We start from the raw sequence: 17,095 nt of genomic DNA on the forward strand, positions 1-17,095 counted from the left end.
GGCTGGCGCTAGCCCATGTACTGGCCTCCATTGACATCAAAGGTTGCCCCCGTGATGAAGCCACTGGCATCGTCAGCCAGAAATACCACCAGGCGCGCGATGTCCGCAGGCGTGCCGAGCCGGCCAACGGGGATGCCGGCGATGATTTTTTGCAAGACATCGGGGGCGACCTCGGCCACCATCTCGGTATCGCAATAGCCGGGAGCGACCGCGTTGACCGTGATCTGCTTGCGCGCCCCTTCCAGCGCCAGCGCCCTGGTAAAGCCGAGAATTCCGGCCTTGGCGGCGGCGTAGTTGGCCTGCCCAAGCTGGCCCTTCTCGCCATTGACGGAACTGATGTTGACGATACGGCCGAACTCGCGCGCCCGCATGCCTTCCATCACATGACGGCACATATTGAACATCGAGCCGAGATTGGTATTGATGACCTGCCACCACTGATCCGTGTCCATGCGGTGCAATAGCGCATCGCTGGTGATGCCGGCATTGTTGATCAAGATATCGATGGGGCCCAGTTGTTGTTCCACAGCGGCAATGCCCTCGCGGCAGGCGTTGAAGTCGCTGACATCCCATCGGAATGTGGGAATCGCTGTCGCTTCGGAAAATGTGCTGGCAGCGTCCGCATTGCAGTGGTAGACGGCGGCGACCCGGTGGCCGCCCCCTTGCAATGCGAGGGAGATGGCTTTGCCCAAGCCTCGGGTGCCACCAGTGACGAGTGCGGTTCGTTGCATGAAAATTGCTCCCATGGTGGCAATCCGGCCAATATTGCGGCAGCTTCTGTCGACACGCCCATGGCGGCGAGCGGGGCGACCAGCGTCCACTGTACGCCACTGCAGGCAGTCACGTCACTGGCACGGTATGACATAGATCAATCCCTCTCAGACTAATTGGACTGGTCGCGGCCTGACGGCACAGGCAATGCGCGGCGGCATGGGGCAATCTTCAAGCCCCTGATCACAAGGGGCATCGCCACGATGCGAGATGCGGCAGCCCTTGTGACCGGTCTCCGACTGGCAATGCGAGGACGGCCACAATCAGGATGACACCGCGTGACAAGCCTATCCGGAACGCTCGAATATCGAACGAATCTGAAGACCTTGCACTATAGAGAAATGCCCCCGGCGCATGCGGTGCGCTGCCTGGCACGACCGGGAACAGTGATGTAGATCATGGTCAATGGCGGGCAGGCGGCGCTAACATGAGACTTGGACACATCGTGAACACAGACCTGCACTCATTATGGAAGGAATTGCCATGTCTATCGGGAATCAAATTCGCCAGGCAGGCGCTGCCTGCTGGTTCATGCTGCTGGCGTCAGGGGTGGCTGTGGCGCAAGGCGATGGCCGCCAGAGCAGCGCGCCCGATCTCGCCAGCAAGGCGATGGAGAGCGCCAACAAGCGCGTTGAAGCCGCCATTCCTGTGGTACGCCAGTTGCAGGCCGATGCACGCATGCAGCCATTGCTGCCACAAGCCAAGGGCATGTTGATCGTTCCCTCGTACGGCCGCGCTGCGCTGGGGGTGGGCGCTCAAGGGGGAGGCGCGCTGCTGCTCGTCAGGCGTCCCGATGGCAGCTGGAGCGGGCCCGCCTTCTATAACCTGGGCGGCTTGACGCTGGGCTTGCAGGCCGGTGCCGAAGGCGGCCCCATCGTGATGGTCTTGAACAATGAAAAGGCCATCAACGCGGTCATGAAGAAAAATAACTTTTCCCTCAACGCGGCAGCGGGGCTGACCGTGATCAATTGGTCGAAAATAGCGCAGGGCACGGTCGGTATCGGCGACGTCGTGGCCTGGAGCGGAACAAAAGGCCTGTTCGGCAATGTCGTGGCGGTGGGACTGAGCGACATCCGATTCAACCAGCATTTGACCGATGCCTTTTACGGACGCACTTTGTCGCCAAAGGATTTTGCCGCAGCAAACACTGACGATCCGCACGCCCTGCCCTTGCAACAAGCGCTGGGCGAAGCGTCGGCCATGCCGAAATAGCTCACCACGCCTGAAATTGAACGAAAGGAGTTGCCATGCGGGCAATGGTGCTTGAGCACGGCGGGCCTGGCGCACAGTTGCACCTACTGGAGCGTCCCGTGCCGGCACCCATGGGGCAGGATGTGCTTCTGCGCGTGCTCGCTTGCGGCGTCTGCCGTACGGATCTGCACCAGCTCGATGGCGAACTGCCGGCACGCCGTATGCCAGTCGTACCAGGACACGAAATTGTCGGCACGGTGGTTGCCATCGGTGCCCAGGTAAACAATCTGCAGATCGGCGCGCGCGTAGGCGTACCCTGGTTGGCAGGCAGTTGTGGCGCCTGCGTATATTGTTGCTCCGGCCGCGAAAATCTGTGCGATGCCGCCCGCTTTACCGGCTACGACCGCGATGGCGGCTATGCCGAGTACGCGTTGGCCGACGCCCGCTACTGCCTGCCGCTGCCCAATGGCCATGATGATGTGCACGCAGCACCGCTGCTGTGCGCAGGACTCATAGGCTACCGTGCCTATGTCATGACGGGCGAGGCGCGCCGGCTCGGCATCTACGGCTTCGGTGCTGCCGGACACATCGTGGCGCAACTGGCGGTGGCCCAAGGGCGCAAGGTCTACGCTTTCACGCGCGAAGGTGACATGCGCACGCAGCACTTCGCCCGTTCTATGGGGGCCGCCTGGGCGGGCCCATCGACAGGGCCGGCCCCGGTAGCGCTGGATGCGGCCATCCTGTTCGCCCCGGATGGCGCTTTGGTGCCACTGGCACTGGCCGCCTGCGCCAAAGGAGCCACGGTGGTCTGCGCTGGCATCCACATGAGCGACTTGCCCGCCATGCCCTATTCCCTGCTGTGGGGAGAACGCAGCGTGCGCTCGGTAGCCAACCTGACCCGCGCCGACGGCTTGGCGTTCATGGCGCTGGCGGAGCGTTTCAACCTCAAGACGACGCCATTGGTCTACCCGCTGCTTCAGGCCAACGAGGCGCAGGCGGACCTGCGCGCCGGGCGTTTTGACGGCGCCGCCGTGCTGGTACCCGGCCTCAGGTCCTGAGCATGGGATGCCGCACTGTCCCGCCAGGGCGGTAGAATCAATGCTGGTGACCAGGCTATGGCTGGCAAAACGCTCTCGTTCCTTTCATCATTACGGTGACAGGTGCGTCACAGCCGGTCATTCACGAACGTTGTATATTGAAAGGCAAAATGTATGTCTGGCGACACCCATGTTTCTGAGCGGATCAAAAGCTGCCGCGAAAATCTTCGTATCTCGCAAGTGCTGCTTGCCGAACTGGCAGGCATCAATCCCACGCAACTGTATCGCTACGAATCAGGAAAGGCCAAACCGCGCCCTGAAGCGGCAGAGAAAATTGCCGCAGCCCTCGGCGTCAGCACCGCCTGGCTTGTGCACGGGGCGTTGCCTGTTGCCAGAGGGACGCAAATCGACCCGCCAGTGCCGGCCGGACGGGGGCTGATCCTGAAATTCCTGGAGCTTCCCCCCGCGCTTGCTTTCGCCGTGAAGCGCCTTGCCATGCAAAATGGCAGTACCATAGAAATAGAGCTGCTGGACCTCGTGCATCAAGGCCTCGAAGCCATGCACAAAAATGCCTTGGTTAACGCCGAGTCCGCAGGCAAGAGCGAGAAATAGCCAGATCACTGCCTTGCTGCAAAGACTTTCAGGTAGGTGGGGCGGTCAACAGTAGTGATCGCAATTTCCCTCAAGCCAAACTCAAGCGTAGGATGGCAGAGCTTGAGGCCAGCATCGGTCGCTATCTCGCAGAACTTGACACAGCAGACAGGCAGCGACCGCCATCAACTGTCGGCAATGGCGAAGAAGGCCCGCACTGCTATTGGGGCACACTCGCTGACTGCGATTGCTGATCGCGGCTCCTTCAAAGACGAGGAAATCGTGGCGTGCACGCAAGCGTGTATTGCGGTGCTGCTGCCGGCGACTAAAATCTCAACCGCCAAGGCCGACGGTCGATTCGCCAAGGCGCTCGAACCGATCAGCGCCTTGGCCAGTGCCTTGCTATCGAGCAAGGATCTCAATGCGATCGATCCAGGTTGTAATTTGCGCCTTCGAATAGCCAACCATGAGCTGGAAGCGGCGCTTGCGGAGCTGCGAGCGCTCAAACTCGTCATCCTTCACGACTATTCCCAGTGCAAAGGTAGGCGCGGCGCCGTCGGTTTTTGCGGGAATTTCATCCAGGCTCGCCGTCGCGCAAGCTTCTTTGAGTGAACCGATCCACACGTCGCCGTTCAATTCAATGACGGCGCGGCCGCTCTTGTCTGCGGCAATGGTCCACGCTAGCGAGCCGTTGTCATATAGGGCATTTTCTGAAAATGCCTCGCCAAGACCAGCAAGCCGGTTGAGCTCGCTCACGCGCGCCATGCTGATTTCGCGTTCAGCCTTCCATGCAGCGCGTGCGTTAAGCCTCACCGCAGCCAAGCTATCCTGATGCTCGTTGAGATAGGCATCCGCTCTCGCGTGTCCCATTGAAAATATTCTTTTTTCAATCGGCATCCAGTAACGATGGAAGTCGCTCGCCAGCACCGGGCCGATCTCATGGAAGGATGCGTCGAAGTCAGGCGTGGAATGCCATTTTCGTTCAAGGCGGGCAGAGCCCTCTCTGACAAGCTCGTCGCCTCGCCATCTCACGCTGATAGGTGTTCCAACCACAACCTCTTGAGAGAATGCAAAAAAGTAAATGCTAATGCTATTTTCCTTAACGGCACAAGCCAAGTCTGACAACCGGAAAGTGCGATCAAAACGCGTCGAAATGTCGTCTTTAATACCCAGGATAGTTACACCGACATTGTCGACATGGGATACCAGCCTTGCCTCGTCGCGCTCGAAATTGATCATCAAATCGAACCGAGAACAGGAGTAGCCCCACTCCGCTCCGTTCACGTCGCCACTGGCGACGCCGGCCTTGTCTGCGTAGGTAGGCGGGGCGGCGGCGCGAACCGCAGCCATTTGCCTGCTGAGAAATACCCAATCAACAATCCAGAAAATAATCACCGCGGGTATTCCAAGCATTGGGAAGACCACCGCTGCAATGATTGAGACCAAGAATTTCTGCTTGAGTTTTCCGGCCCACACCATCCTGGGATTAATACGTTCCCCCCGCTTCAATGCCGCTTTGAACTCTATGAGGCCGCGCCGGTAGTGTGCGACCAATTGCCAAATCCAGAAAACAAACACCGCCCCCATCATCGGTATCACCGCCGGCTTGGGAGCAGTCACTACCACGACAACCGAACACAAAACTTTAATCCCAAAATATGTGATCCTTGTGAGCAAACTTTTCGGAGAATGGGACATTTTTAAACCTTTCTATTTGCTGCTTGTTGCATGTCATTAACTAGCTGTTCTATCCGCCTGCGTCGTTACAGGCAGGGCAAAAAAATTTCCCAAACAGTGGGCGCCGCCATCGCGAGCCACGGAGTCCGAGTCGGCCTCACGCAAGAGGATGTTGCCGAGCGCTTGCGGATCGGCAACGAGGCCATCTCGCGACTTGAGCGCGGCATCGTCTTGCCATCGATCCCGCGCCTGTCAGAGCTTGCGGAGCTCTTTGATTACAGAATGGATGAATTGCTGCTGACATCCAGCGATCGCAAAACCGACCAGGCCGCGGCCATTGAAGCCCCTCTCAGCGGCCTTTCCCCAGAGGACCGAGCATTCGTCGTCGATCAGGCGCGCGCCACTGCCGTCTACCTGCGGGAAAGGGCTAACAACGGCTTTCGCTCAACCATTTCTGCCCCCGACACTTCCTCAACGGGGCAGCAGAAGAAAAATACAAAAATCTTGAAATAGAGAGCGCAAATTCCTGCGCCGGTGATTAAGCATTCCATTGCTTTTCGACAACCAGAAAAATAACGCAACGACTGTCGAAAAGATTGAATCTATGCGACACCAGCAAACAGATTGGCCATATTGACGATATTGAAATTGACGCTGTTGAAATCAGATCGGCCTCAGAGCGAGATGCCATCCCAAGCGAGGGACTGCGAAATGGGATGTCTGCGTAGCGCGAGGCGTGGCGTGGCGCAAGAGGAGCAAGGAATGCTCGCGAGTTGAATCCGCGGCAGATATGGGCGGACGTAGATGGCAAACCCGCGAGCAAACGCGGAACCCGCGCATGCGGAGTCACCGCTCGCGACCGAACGTTGGCGCGCGCCCTACACGCCATCAGATAGAACTATGTCGGCAGCAAGAAGAAGTGGAATTGGAAGTGGAAGTGGAAATAGAAGGGAATAAAGAAGGATGTGGCCTTTAACGCCTGTCAAAGCCCACGTTAAGAGCGATCAAAGCCTAAGGCTGTGGAAACCCTCAGCACTAAAGGGCTTATGACAAGACGGGCAGTTAAAGGCTGGGGCTTAGCGCTGGCAAGGGATTTTGGCTAAGGCGCATCAACTTGCGTATGAGGCTAGGAGGCATTCCCGATGCGGTTTGAAATGCCCTGGTCATGTGGGGCAAATCAGAAAAACCTTCGTCAAAGGCAATCACGGTAAGGCTGTCGATGGATGAGAGGCGATGCAATGCGCGAACCAAACGTGACGCTTGTCTAAGCGCTTCGGCCGTTATATTTGACTCCTGCAGCCGGCGCTCCAAAGTCCGCTGATGGCAACCCAGCTTGCGGGCGACACTAGCGATGGGAAGGTGTCCCTCGCTTTCAAACACCAGAGCCACTTCTCCGGCAGCGGACGATTCCACGCCCAAGATCTTTGCAATGCTGGTCAAGCTACGCCTTTCTGCACCGCTCAGCAACTGCGCATTGCGCCGAGTCGTCGCCATCATAGTATCCACAATCGCCAGCGTGCCCTGACGGCAGCTATCGGGATCATCGCCATCCGCCGCAAGCGTTCCATCTACGCCATTGCGGGAGGCGCTGTTGGGTCGGCGCGCGTAGCCACTGGCGCCAAGACTTGTCTGCACTCCGAGTTTGACTGACTGGTTATAGACGTTGAACGCGATCAACACATCAGATTCGCGCTGGAATGACGAGAGAAGCAGATAGAGTGGATTGATGTCCGTGGCGAGGAAGTCGTTGACCATACGCTCGACCACACTGGCCCCAGCTCCCTCAGCCGCTCTGGCGCGGCCGGCGGCATGGTAGCGCTGATATGGCAGGTGGCCACTGATGACGTGCGACACCGCGGAGACGAACCTGCTGATCGGCGTCCAGCCAGCCTTGCCCTCGAGCGCATTTACGACAACGTGATAGGCAAGCGAGTTCGGCATTCCTGATCCTCAGTTTGATATTTTGACGATGCTTCGGCAAGCGCTGGATCTATGCAAAGCAAGCAAGGATTGCCCGTAAACGAAAAAGGCCGCGAAGGTCGCAGCCATGGAATCATGCTTACAACAGGGAAATTCCCTGAATGCCTGAATCGCCAATCGCTCGTTACGAATTGCCATACTACAACATGGCTGGCGAAAAATGGCGTTTATATAAACATTATTATGTTCTATATCTTAAGAAAATCAGGAACCAATGCCTCCATGCATGCGCATCAATAAGCGCCTACGCAGCAGCCCATGGGCGATTCCTGCTCATTTACGCCGACGCCAAGCATCTTGAATGTCGTGCTAGCTCTGACATCGCAGGATGCATGGAATAGAAGAGCGCACTGGGCATCATCGAGGTGGCGCCGTCGGCAAGCGATCCTATTTCTCTACGGAGCCCTTCTTCTCCGGCGCCATATTCGCGTAACGCGCGGTCGTCTGCCCGTCCTTGTGCCCAACGACTGAACGCAGCTCCTCCTCCGTTTGAATGAAGCCAGCGTCGATCATATTGCCTTGCCGGATGCGCTCGATGGTCCGCTTCTGCAAATTCGCCACGCTGCGGGCGCCAATCATATCTGCAATGGCCACGGGCGATGAGGTGATGTCCTTGAGCACTCTTGAAATGAAGGAGCGACGAGTGTCATGCATGAATGCCATCAAGCTTCGCCCGCTCCAGCACCCGGCGAAAGACCGTCTTGAAGCCCTCGATCATGTCATGGAAGACTCGATCATCCACTCGCGGAATAACCTTGAAGGCTGCCACAGCCTCTGGCAGCAAGATGACCAGGCGCTCCTCGTCTGCTTTCGTCTGATCCGCGTCGAGATTGATGACGCCGCGCTCGACATCGATTTGCGACAATACACCATCAGCAAAATTCTCGGCCATGCCAATGTGCAAACAACACAGCGCTACGCACACCTGCAGGTCGGTGCTGAGCGCCTGGCGCTGGATAAGCTGTCCGCTCTGGTGGTGGCAAAGTAAATTACAACCGAAAATTACACCCAATAAAAAAGCCGACTACATAAATGTGTCGGCTTTAATATAAGTACTTGATTGTATTGCGAATTCTTGGTGGGAAGTGCAAGTTTCGAACTTGCGACCCCTGCAGTGTGAATGCCATTGGCAGCACGTTTTTGCAGTGCTCTCATAGGGGGAATTTTCTCCTGGCCATCACTAAATGGCGCTGGATTGCACCCGATTACACCCGGAATTACACCCACTTTGCCGACCTCGCCAGAAACATCGAAGGCCCAACTATGCGTTTGCGCAGCACCGCGCTCGCGATAAAAGTGTATGTTGCCTTTAAGTCACTACGTACGAGGCGAGGCATTGCATATGAATCTTCTGCCGAAGGGGATTATAGTTTTGGCATTGTGCTCATGCACTACACCGAGCCCAAGCGAGCGCGTTGATGTGGTCGGCATGAACAGCTTCGCCCTCGAAACGCGCTACGGCACGCCGGCCAGCTACCAACACCGGGGCGAGTACCTGTAGCTGAACTACGGCATCGTGGCCGCCGATGGCAAAGTCGTCGTGCTGGTCGGACGAACGGCACGCTTGGCACTGGCCGTAATCCACCAACGGCTGCCCGAACTGGCGGCGCAGAAAATGCCGCGCCCCATTCCGCTATCGGTGTGCACCTCGCCTGGGTGGCGAATGGATCGGCGCCGGCTGGCGCACGCCGAGCGCTTGGCTAACGGAGGTCCGGCAACGTCAAAGTGCGTTTGAGGTGGAGCGTACAAGAAAACCAAGTTAAGAAATTTTCTGCAAAAAAACGGAGCAACCACCTTATGACAACGCTGCGAGCCCGCGACAATGATGTTTCGGTGCGTCGGATTAGTTGTGCATAAGGCAGCTTGGATCACTTGGACAAACTTGGTTTAGTTGTGGGCTAGCCGCATTGTCACTAGCTTCACGGGTTGTGTATGGGCGGAATGGTGCGCTGCGCTTTCACCCGGCTCAAGCTTGAAGAGTCCCACCACATCGGCCAGCGAACTTGCCTGCTCCCGCAGTTCAAGCGCAGCCGACGAAGCTTCTTCAACAAGTGCCGTGTTTTGTTGAGTCATGCTATCCATCTGACCGATGGCACCGTTGACTTCTTCGATACCGCTGCTTTGCTCCGCACTAGCAACGCTGATTTCACCCATTATTTCCCTGACGCGCTGAACGCTAGCAACAACTTCTTGCATCGTTGTTCCGGCCTTTTGCACCAACGCGGAGCCGCTTCCAACTTTGTTGACTGAGTCGTTAATTAGTGTTTTGATTTCCTTTGCAGCTGAGGCGGAGCGCTGCGCCAAATTGCGTACCTCGGTAGCAACGACAGCAAAACCGCGCCCTTGTTCGCCGGCACGTGCTGCTTCCACAGCCGCATTTAGGGCCAAGATGTTGGTCTGGAAAGCGATGCCGTCGATCACGGAAATAATATCCACGATCTTCTTTGACGAATCGTTGATTGATTCCATCGTCTCGGTTACTTGTACCATCACTTCTCCCCCTTGCTGGGATACGGACGAGGCCGATTGTGCAAGCGCGTTGGCCTGGTGAGCATTATTTGCGTTTTGTTTGACGGTCGATGTCAACTCTTCCATAGCAGTGGCGATCTTTTCCAGTGATTCGGATTGAAGCGTAGTACGCGACGCAAGGTCTTCATTGCCGCTGGCGATTTCGCTCGATGCGCTGCGGATAGAGTCAGTCCCCTCGCGCACTTGTCCAACAATTGATGCTAAGCTGTCGCGCATGGTCTTAATTGCGAATAACAGGCTCGACTTGTCGTCTTGCTTGATATTCACATTAATTCCCAGGTCTCCATGCGCAATTTTGTTAGCTATTTCGGCAGCGTAAGCTGGCTCTCCGCCAAGCTGCTTCAAAAGCACGCGTTTGATAAGGCCCGCAGTCAATAAACTGATGGCAAAAGCTATCGTTGCCACGATTATGCTGAGCTGACGTGAGGTGGCTGAGCGCGATGCCGATAGCAAGGTGGCATCATCCATTTGTTGCTGAGTCTTTTTTACCAAGATAGACATGTCCGACACTATCTGTCGCCGCAAAGGGCTGCACTCGTTGACTAAGAAGTTACCGAACTCCTTCATATTTCCAGTTTCACGCAGTTGCCGGGGACGCTTTAGTGATTCGGCCATTGCAAGCAATCCAGTACGTACTTTGGCAAACTCAGGGTCATCGCCATAGGCCTGCGTGAGCTTGTTTAGTGCTGAAAGGTAGATCGCTTTTTGTTCATCGACAAGGGCCAGTTCTTTATTAGCCTCGGTGTCATCGGTAAATATATATGCGTTGCGTGCCGCGAGACCAGTTTGGGCCAGGGCTTCGCGTGCTTGATAAAGCGGCCCGAGTCGATCGACAGAGATTTTGTCAATTTGATTTACCGCCTGCCCAATCGACGCTATGCCCGTCAAGGTGATCGCTGCCATTATAAGTATAAGCACAGTCAGCAACCCGAAAGCGAGGGAAAGCTGCGTCCCGATTTTAAGATTTTTAAAAATGTTCATGTCGCATCTTCCGAAAATAGATTGAGGACTCAATCTGTCATAGGCAGACCAAGTGAAACAATGCCCATTGGCCGGACATAGTGTTGATTTTTGAGGCATCGCGACGTTTTGGCGATGCTGAGTGGGACGATTTGTTGATTCTTTTAGGTACTGGTACGACGCTGAATTTCTTCCGACGCCAACGTGCTTAATTCACGTAAGGCGCGTACTTCGCGATCACGTAACTTGCGTGGCTCCCTATCCAGAACGCACAGCGTTCCAACAGGGTGCCCTTCTTTATCTTCAAGCGGAAACCCGGCATAAAACCGAATATACGGCTCACCGGTAACCAGCGGATTGTTCTTAAACCGAGGATCGAGCAGTGCGTCTTCCACGACGAACACGCCTGCCTGGAGTACCGCATAACTGCAAAAAGCCCAGTCACGAGAAGTTTCCGAGGCTTCAATGCCAATTCTTGATTTGAACCATTGCCGACGCGCCGTCAGCAAGCTGATGATCGCCATCGGCGAGTCGGTCACTTGGCTGGCAAGCCAGGTCAGACGGTCAAATACATTCTCGATCGGCGTATCCACTAAGCCTGTCGCGTCGAGCGCCAGCAATCGCTCCGCCTCATCGGGTGCTACCGGATACGCAGGGGCAAGAGAGGGAACAAACTCCAGGCTGCTAGGCCCGATTGGTGGCCGAACGATTACAGACGCGGTTTTCTGCTCTATTAAATCCCTAACAGCGCTCAGACGTACTCGGCGATGCCCCCCCGGAGTTTTCCAAGAAGGGATAGCACCGCTCTCGACCCACTGCTGTGCAGTACTGACAGCAACGCCAAGTAGCTCGGCAGCAGCGCGGGTAGTGAGAATCGGGTCGTCGCTTATCTTGGTCATAGAACAATTACCTATCGTGTATTTTTTTGTTGAGCATCAATGTCCTGAAGCTTAGCATAGTTTCCGTAGGGAATCAAAATATTTGACGAAAGTGATTTTTATGATCTTTTTACGACAAAAAATCTTCATATTTACATATAAAAATAGCAATTTTGAAATTTTTTTCGTCAATATCATCATAAATTACCGTAAAACCTTTTACGAGCCGAGGAAGAGGCAGCGTTTGCCATCGGCTGATCCGCTCGCCGTTGACGTCGTTCAGCACCTCCACCTCGGCCGACGGCAGCTTGAAGTAAAGCGCGACTCCGCCGGCGAAGACCTCGACGTAGCAGGTATGAGGAGGAATTGCGGGATGATGCGGTCGGCCAGGCCTCGTTTGCCGCCAATCCAGGGGATGATGGAAAAAGCCAAAATATGAGCCACCTAATGTTAGAGTCGAATTACCTCCCCGAGGTAGCACGAACCTACTTGGCTCACTGGCCTGGCCAGCGTACCCAGGCTGATTGCCGCTATTGATGCAGCGGCAATCAGCGCTCTGCTTCTATTAATTTATTCGACCTGTGCTTGATTTATATCAAGAATACGTTAAATAGAAAGGGAACCGATGACATATGATTAACGCTGACCTCATCCCGGCGCATGTAGCCATCACAACACAATCGAAGAGCGTATGGACACAGCGAAACTGAACCACCTGAACGGCTACGATTATCAGTTAAATGCGTACCTAACGGCAGAAGGCACCTTTCGCGGAATAATTTTATTTACTGCACTCTCGGGAAAAGCGCTCGTTCCTCACGTTAAAATTCCGACTCCCACCAACTTCAAATCAGATCGTGCCGCGCGAATTGAAGCCTCCGCATTGGCGTTTCAACTGATACACACTGGTGCGATCAGTGTACTTCTCCCGCATGATGATGCTCAGAGTTCGACGGCGTCACCGCTGACAAAACCTTAGATTTCCAGTTTCAGTAGGCAGCAACTGGCCGTATCCGCCGTCCTTCAAACACCCAGAAGATTGTCTATTACGAACGCTTGGCAAGCCCGGCCCCTTGCAGCCACTTCCTCCGTCCGGAGGACCAAGACTTGAATATCTCCCGCCAATGTGTCAGGAAGTAGACGCTGACGAGTTCGGCTGCAGCGCCTCCTTCGGCGCCACTGGTGCCGAAGGAACGGCAGATCCAGCACTTACACAGAAAGCGGGCACAAACGGGCAATGGGATTTCGTGAAAATCCGTCTAAGGCGTGCGCATAGCATGCGATAGTAATTTCCAGTAAGTAACCTATATTGATATAGGATTGCCCAAGCCGGGTCGCGCAAACATATTTTACGGAAAAGCTCATGGAAACGAGTCAGTTATACTGCCTAGCGGGATATGATTACCAATTAGGTGCATATCCAACTCCGCAAGGCAGCCATCGAGGATTAATTTTTCTTGTAGCATTTTCTGGAACGCCGTTCTCCCCATCCATCAAAATCCCAACCCCCACCAATTTTCGAACTGATCAAGCTGCAAGAATCGAGGCATCAGCCCTAGCGCATCAGCTAATACTTACGGACGCGATCAGGACGCACATACCGCATGATGAGCGCCGGAAATAGGTAGGACTCATTCAGTGACCGACATCGGTCACTGAATGAGTGCAGCCCGCAATTACCGCCTCCAGTTCCCCCTCGTATTTCCGGCCGCGCGGCCAATCCCGCGCCAGCGCCACGACCATTTCGCCATCCGTTGCTGCAGGTGCCAGTTGGTCGAACTCGTAGGTCGGCCGCTGCGGCAGCACCTTTACACATGATGTAAAGATGGGAATTTCGACGCGCTGCACCGTCGGCGGCGCGCTGGCACAGCCGGCAAGCAGCACCGCCAGAATAATTTTTGGAATAATTTGTCGCGCCATCTGGTGTTTCATCGCACGCTCTCCAGCAGCTGTCTGACTGCAGGTATAGCCTCGTCGCAGGTCGTGGCGCGCACGCCAGCGACCTGCGCCAAGGCCGCGTCGTACTTCTTGCCCTTGGCAGCGGCGGCCGCCTGTGCCGCCGCGCCGCGCTCCTGCGCCGCCAGGGTTGCCTTGGCCATGCCATCGATGGCGCGGTTTTGCTCGGTGATCGACGCGCGCATCGCCGCGCTGACGCCCAGCTCCTGCACCAGCGCAGCGCGCGCGGCATCACGGTCGCCGGCGGCCAGCCACCAGCCGGTGCCAGTGGAACTGGCCACCAGCAGCAGCGCGGCGGCTAGCACGATGGCGGCCACCTTCCAGATTCCGCTGACGGCGGCGCCCGCCAGCACGCTGATGGCGCTCACGGTCGCACCTGCAAGATGCCAGCGCGCGTGCCGTGGCGGTCGATGGTGATGATGCGATTGATCGGCTTGGCCACCATGCGCGTGCTGACATGCACCCAGGTCAGTTCGTTGATGATCTGCCCGATGCCGAACTCGTCCAGCTTGGGCAGTAGCGCCTGGCATACCTGGTACGGCGTCATGCGCAGCGCCTTGAAGTCAGCCGCGCAACCGCGCACGTGATCGCTGCCATCGCTGCTGCCGATGCCCCGATTCACTGGAATGGAGCGGTAGCCGCTGATATTGGTCAGCGGCGTATCGATGCCGGTGCTGGCCGTCAGGTAATTGCGGATGCGCTGCAGCATCTCGGCCGTACGCTGCAGTTCGGCCAGCACGACGGTCGGCGGCGTGTTGTCGACACCATGGCGCGCCGCCCAGTCGGAGGCGGTCAGTTCCTGCAGGGTGAAATTCTTGGTGAGGTTCACAGGCCACCCCGCACATCCTTGACGACGGCGGCCGCATCGCGCGCCAGCTCGCCGATATCCTTGTCGCGGCGTTTGTCGAACCAGCGGACCGTGGCGCCCAGTACCCACCAGGCGGGCAAGCCTGCGGCGACCATCAGCGGCGCGGCAATGAAGAGGAAGCCCAGCGCCGGGTCGCTGCCGTACAACACGGCGACGGCGCGCGCGCTGTCGAACAGGCCCGGCATCCAGTTGCGCACGACCACGACAAGGGCCGGGCCCATCAGGGCGGAAAAGAGAATGGTGACGAAGAAGCGCACGCCCGCTTCCTTGGCGGTTTTTGGCCACATGAACATGAATCCCAGTGAAGTTGCGGCAGCGCCGGCAAGGACCGGGATGCCAAAAATTTTAATCAGTGCGCCGCCGGCGGCGGTCGTTTCGATGGCCATGTAGTACCTTTCAGGTGGTGGAAATGAAAAAACCCGCCGAGGCGGGTTTGAAGTGAAGATAAAAGATATGAGCTAGGTCGTCTCAAGAGCCGCGAGGCGCGACTCTAGCGCAGCATGAAGCGCCTCTGTTTTGGCCATACGAGCCATGAGGCCACGCGCAATAAACAGGTTAAGCTGATCGTTTCGCAAGGAATAGAGATCCCCGGCTTCTCTCACCAGGACCTCACCGCCACCTTCACCGTCGACAGGCGGACGATGACTGTATTCTTCATCCCAAGAGTCAAAGCAGATGAAGCCATACTCAAACGGGTCGAGTCCGTTCTGCTCCATGATGGCCATGATACCTTGCACTGTGGCGCCGACGTGCCGGCGTGCGTCGGAACCCTTGGCCTGAATAGATTCCAGCCACTTGTATGTGCCGACACTTTCAGCGATAGCGATGGCAGCGCTGATTTCTGCCTCATCCATTGGACGAATGGCTGTTTTCAGACGCGCATCCGATGTGTTGATAGCGCCCGTCGAAGAAAACACTACCGACCAGCGCTGTGATGCTCCACCAAGCGCCGTCGTTCCATCGATGGTCGGGAAAATCTGCCCACGATTAATTCCAAGGACATCTGCCATTACCCCGTCTTTCCGCATCGAAAACGTGAACGTAGAATTAGCGGCAGCGTTGTCACACAATATCCGACCACAGAGCCCATTCGCGTTATACGAGTCCCAAATTGACGGCAACTGCGCGGAAGACTTCGCAGAAAATACGCCGTAGCCATTTTGCCCCTGCGTAATAATTTCGCACGTAGCAGCAGATGAGGCGGTAATTTTTGGGACGTTAGTGAATGTGACATCGCCAGTATTTGAGATACGAAAACGCTCGACGCCGTTCGCCGTCATCGCCAACATGCCTGCAGCCGGGGCACCAATACCTGTCCCGTTGGTGCCAAAATCCATCCCACTCGCTGGTATCCGTACAATCCCTGTAAAGACCGGGTTGTTGGCTGGAGCCTTCAACCCGAGGGCGGTTGACTGGGCTGTTGATACGGGTTTTTCTGCGTCGCTAGTGTTGTCCACGTTACCCAGGCCCACCATGGGTTTTGTAATACCCGACACAACACCAGTGAGCGCCACTCCTGCGGGAGACACCGTTACACTGCCAGCACCGTTTGTCACTATCGATAGCACGTTGACGTTCGGGGAATATATGCCGCACCCGCCAGTACCAAAGTCCATTCCACCGGCCGGATTGCGCACGACGCCCGTGAACACTGGATTGTTGACTGGGGCCTTCAGCCCGAGGGCGGTTGACTGTGCTGTTGATACGGGCTTTTCTTCGTCGCTAGTGTTGTCGACGCGACTCAAGCCAACATCGCCCTTGCTGCCTGACGTGGCCACCGCTGCAAACTGTGGCTTACCAGTAATGCTTACCCAGGTCGGAGTGTATGTGCTCGACAGCGCGTCAGTAATGCCATAGCCAGCCAGAGTTGTCGCGCGAGCCGCTTTCTTGGTATCCAATTCAGCCAGCGCCGCCTGCACATTTGCCGCAACGATCCCGCCCACTGGCGTGCTGCTGATTTGCGAGGCAACATTGGCCGGAATCGTCACCCAGGCGCCGGCCTGGAATACGCGTAGGCAGCCGCCGTTCAGCACCGTATCCCAGTATGTCGCGCCGGCCAGCAGCGCGCCGCCGGCATTGTCCAGCGCGGGGGGCAACGCCTTGGCACCGAGATAACGCGCATCGAGCGCCCTGAATGATGCCGCCGCTGCAGTTGCAGAGATTGCCGCAGCGCCATTCGACTGAGCCGCCGTAGCGGCCGCAGAGGCCGCAGATGCTGCGCTCGCTGCGGCCGCCGCGGAATTCTGCGGGATATCGATGATGTCCTTCGCCAGGGCCAACTGGTTCAATTGCCGGATCAAGTCTTTCTGGCCATAGTAAAAATGGTCGCCCATTACAGTTCCTCGATGTCGATGTTGGTGGCATATGCCTGGTAATACGGGGTGGTAATGGCAGAATTGCTGGCGATGCGGCCGTACACCTGGTGCGCCTGCTCGAGTTCGCCGTCTTCGCTATCCGGATACAGGCTGACCAGCAGCGGGCGCAAGAGGCCGTTGTGACGCACGATACGCCACACCTCGGCCCGGTCCAGCGGCGTCATGTGATCGAGCGCCAACGACAGCTTGCGATACAGTGCGCCACGCGTGACGGTCTGGCCGCCAGCGCCGTCCCTGTTCTGGGTGCTGGTGTCGACTGAAGTGACGCCGGCACCATATGAA

The 17,095-nt window shown here is 56.7% G+C and carries 19 protein-coding genes and 2 pseudogenes; 8 read left to right on the forward strand and 13 right to left on the reverse strand.

The window, feature by feature from the left end:
* Window positions 1-8: 8 nt before the first annotated feature.
* On the reverse strand, window positions 9-731 hold the full coding sequence (gene phbB / locus ACQ4WL_RS25880; protein WP_436512384.1) for an acetoacetyl-CoA reductase: 723 nt from the start codon (window positions 729-731) through the stop codon (window positions 9-11).
* A 523-nt stretch (window positions 732-1,254) separates the two neighbouring features.
* Here phbB and ACQ4WL_RS25885 point away from each other — a divergent pair.
* The 4 genes and pseudogenes from ACQ4WL_RS25885 to ACQ4WL_RS25900 form a co-directional block, all read left to right on the forward strand.
* The gene (locus ACQ4WL_RS25885; protein WP_436512385.1) at window positions 1,255-1,983 is read left to right on the forward strand and encodes a lipid-binding SYLF domain-containing protein; all 729 of its coding nucleotides are present in this window, start codon (window positions 1,255-1,257) and stop codon (window positions 1,981-1,983) included.
* Window positions 1,984-2,018: 35 nt separating this feature from the next.
* Window positions 2,019-3,020, forward strand: a complete 1,002-nt coding sequence (locus tag ACQ4WL_RS25890) for a zinc-dependent alcohol dehydrogenase family protein (protein WP_436512386.1) — start codon at window positions 2,019-2,021, stop codon at window positions 3,018-3,020.
* Window positions 3,021-3,173: 153 nt separating this feature from the next.
* Window positions 3,174-3,611 carry a helix-turn-helix domain-containing protein gene (locus tag ACQ4WL_RS25895; protein ID WP_436512388.1) on the forward strand — a complete coding sequence of 146 codons (438 nt, stop codon included), beginning with the start codon at window positions 3,174-3,176 and terminating at the stop codon, window positions 3,609-3,611.
* 41 nt (window positions 3,612-3,652) lie between these two features.
* Window positions 3,653-3,956 (forward strand): annotated as a pseudogene (locus ACQ4WL_RS25900) (hypothetical protein); the annotation flags it as partial.
* A gap of 36 nt (window positions 3,957-3,992) precedes the next feature.
* Here the strand turns inward: ACQ4WL_RS25900 and ACQ4WL_RS25905 are convergent.
* A complete protein-coding gene (locus ACQ4WL_RS25905; RefSeq protein WP_436512390.1) occupies window positions 3,993-5,288 on the reverse strand; it encodes a hypothetical protein in 1,296 nt (431 codons plus the stop codon).
* Window positions 5,289-5,318: 30 nt separating this feature from the next.
* Between ACQ4WL_RS25905 and ACQ4WL_RS25910 the strand changes: the two genes are divergently transcribed.
* Window positions 5,319-5,780 (forward strand): helix-turn-helix domain-containing protein, encoded by a 462-nt coding sequence (locus ACQ4WL_RS25910; RefSeq protein WP_436512392.1) that lies wholly within the window; start codon window positions 5,319-5,321, stop codon window positions 5,778-5,780.
* A gap of 549 nt (window positions 5,781-6,329) precedes the next feature.
* Here ACQ4WL_RS25910 and ACQ4WL_RS25915 read toward each other — a convergent pair.
* Window positions 6,330-7,208 (reverse strand): helix-turn-helix domain-containing protein, encoded by an 879-nt coding sequence (locus ACQ4WL_RS25915; protein ID WP_436512394.1) that lies wholly within the window; start codon window positions 7,206-7,208, stop codon window positions 6,330-6,332.
* Between the two features lie 51 nt (window positions 7,209-7,259).
* Between ACQ4WL_RS25915 and ACQ4WL_RS25920 the strand changes: the two genes are divergently transcribed.
* Complete coding sequence (locus ACQ4WL_RS25920; protein ID WP_436512395.1) at window positions 7,260-7,487, forward strand: hypothetical protein; 228 nt, start codon at window positions 7,260-7,262, stop codon at window positions 7,485-7,487.
* A 147-nt stretch (window positions 7,488-7,634) separates the two neighbouring features.
* On the opposite strand, the gene ACQ4WL_RS25925 is transcribed toward ACQ4WL_RS25920, so the two are convergent.
* The gene (locus tag ACQ4WL_RS25925; RefSeq protein ID WP_436512396.1) at window positions 7,635-7,901 is read right to left on the reverse strand and encodes a hypothetical protein; all 267 of its coding nucleotides are present in this window, start codon (window positions 7,899-7,901) and stop codon (window positions 7,635-7,637) included.
* Here ACQ4WL_RS25925 and ACQ4WL_RS25930 point away from each other — a divergent pair.
* A complete protein-coding gene (locus ACQ4WL_RS25930; protein WP_436512398.1) occupies window positions 7,900-8,235 on the forward strand; it encodes a hypothetical protein in 336 nt (111 codons plus the stop codon). The two genes, ACQ4WL_RS25925 and ACQ4WL_RS25930, sit on opposite strands and share 2 nt — an antisense overlap.
* Before the next feature lie 899 nt (window positions 8,236-9,134).
* Here the strand turns inward: ACQ4WL_RS25930 and ACQ4WL_RS25935 are convergent.
* The 3 genes and pseudogenes from ACQ4WL_RS25935 to ACQ4WL_RS25945 form a co-directional block, all read right to left on the reverse strand.
* Window positions 9,135-10,757 (reverse strand): methyl-accepting chemotaxis protein, encoded by a 1,623-nt coding sequence (locus ACQ4WL_RS25935; RefSeq protein ID WP_436512400.1) that lies wholly within the window; start codon window positions 10,755-10,757, stop codon window positions 9,135-9,137.
* Between the two features lie 143 nt (window positions 10,758-10,900).
* Window positions 10,901-11,635, reverse strand: a complete 735-nt coding sequence (locus ACQ4WL_RS25940) for a GAF domain-containing protein (protein ID WP_436512402.1) — start codon at window positions 11,633-11,635, stop codon at window positions 10,901-10,903.
* Between the two features lie 217 nt (window positions 11,636-11,852).
* Window positions 11,853-12,046, reverse strand: a pseudogene (locus tag ACQ4WL_RS25945) (DNA adenine methylase); the annotation flags it as partial.
* A gap of 259 nt (window positions 12,047-12,305) precedes the next feature.
* On the opposite strand from ACQ4WL_RS25945, the gene ACQ4WL_RS25950 reads away from it, so the two are divergent.
* Window positions 12,306-12,593 (forward strand): hypothetical protein, encoded by a 288-nt coding sequence (locus ACQ4WL_RS25950; RefSeq protein WP_436512403.1) that lies wholly within the window; start codon window positions 12,306-12,308, stop codon window positions 12,591-12,593.
* Window positions 12,594-13,249: 656 nt separating this feature from the next.
* On the opposite strand, the gene ACQ4WL_RS25955 is transcribed toward ACQ4WL_RS25950, so the two are convergent.
* The 6 genes from ACQ4WL_RS25955 to ACQ4WL_RS25980 all read right to left on the reverse strand — a co-directional run.
* Entirely contained in the window at window positions 13,250-13,546 is a 297-nt protein-coding gene (locus ACQ4WL_RS25955; RefSeq protein WP_436512405.1) for a hypothetical protein, read from the reverse strand.
* Window positions 13,543-13,938 carry a hypothetical protein gene (locus tag ACQ4WL_RS25960; RefSeq protein ID WP_436512407.1) on the reverse strand — a complete coding sequence of 132 codons (396 nt, stop codon included), beginning with the start codon at window positions 13,936-13,938 and terminating at the stop codon, window positions 13,543-13,545. The genes ACQ4WL_RS25955 and ACQ4WL_RS25960 overlap by 4 nt, the downstream gene beginning before the upstream one ends.
* Window positions 13,935-14,399 carry a D-Ala-D-Ala carboxypeptidase family metallohydrolase gene (locus ACQ4WL_RS25965; RefSeq protein ID WP_436512408.1) on the reverse strand — a complete coding sequence of 155 codons (465 nt, stop codon included), beginning with the start codon at window positions 14,397-14,399 and terminating at the stop codon, window positions 13,935-13,937. The genes ACQ4WL_RS25960 and ACQ4WL_RS25965 overlap by 4 nt, the downstream gene beginning before the upstream one ends.
* On the reverse strand, window positions 14,396-14,725 hold the full coding sequence (locus ACQ4WL_RS25970) for a hypothetical protein (protein WP_227742029.1): 330 nt from the start codon (window positions 14,723-14,725) through the stop codon (window positions 14,396-14,398). The genes ACQ4WL_RS25965 and ACQ4WL_RS25970 overlap by 4 nt, the downstream gene beginning before the upstream one ends.
* Window positions 14,726-14,896: 171 nt before the next feature.
* Window positions 14,897-16,771 carry a tail fiber domain-containing protein gene (locus tag ACQ4WL_RS25975; RefSeq protein ID WP_436512410.1) on the reverse strand — a complete coding sequence of 625 codons (1,875 nt, stop codon included), beginning with the start codon at window positions 16,769-16,771 and terminating at the stop codon, window positions 14,897-14,899.
* Window positions 16,771-17,095 (reverse strand): hypothetical protein (locus ACQ4WL_RS25980; RefSeq protein WP_436512412.1); only part of this gene is annotated, 325 nt, incomplete at its 5' end. The genes ACQ4WL_RS25975 and ACQ4WL_RS25980, both read right to left, overlap by 1 nt.

It is taken from the genome of Janthinobacterium kochi (assembly GCF_051380715.1).
In the GTDB taxonomy this organism is placed as follows: Bacteria; Pseudomonadota; Gammaproteobacteria; order Burkholderiales; family Burkholderiaceae_D; genus Janthinobacterium.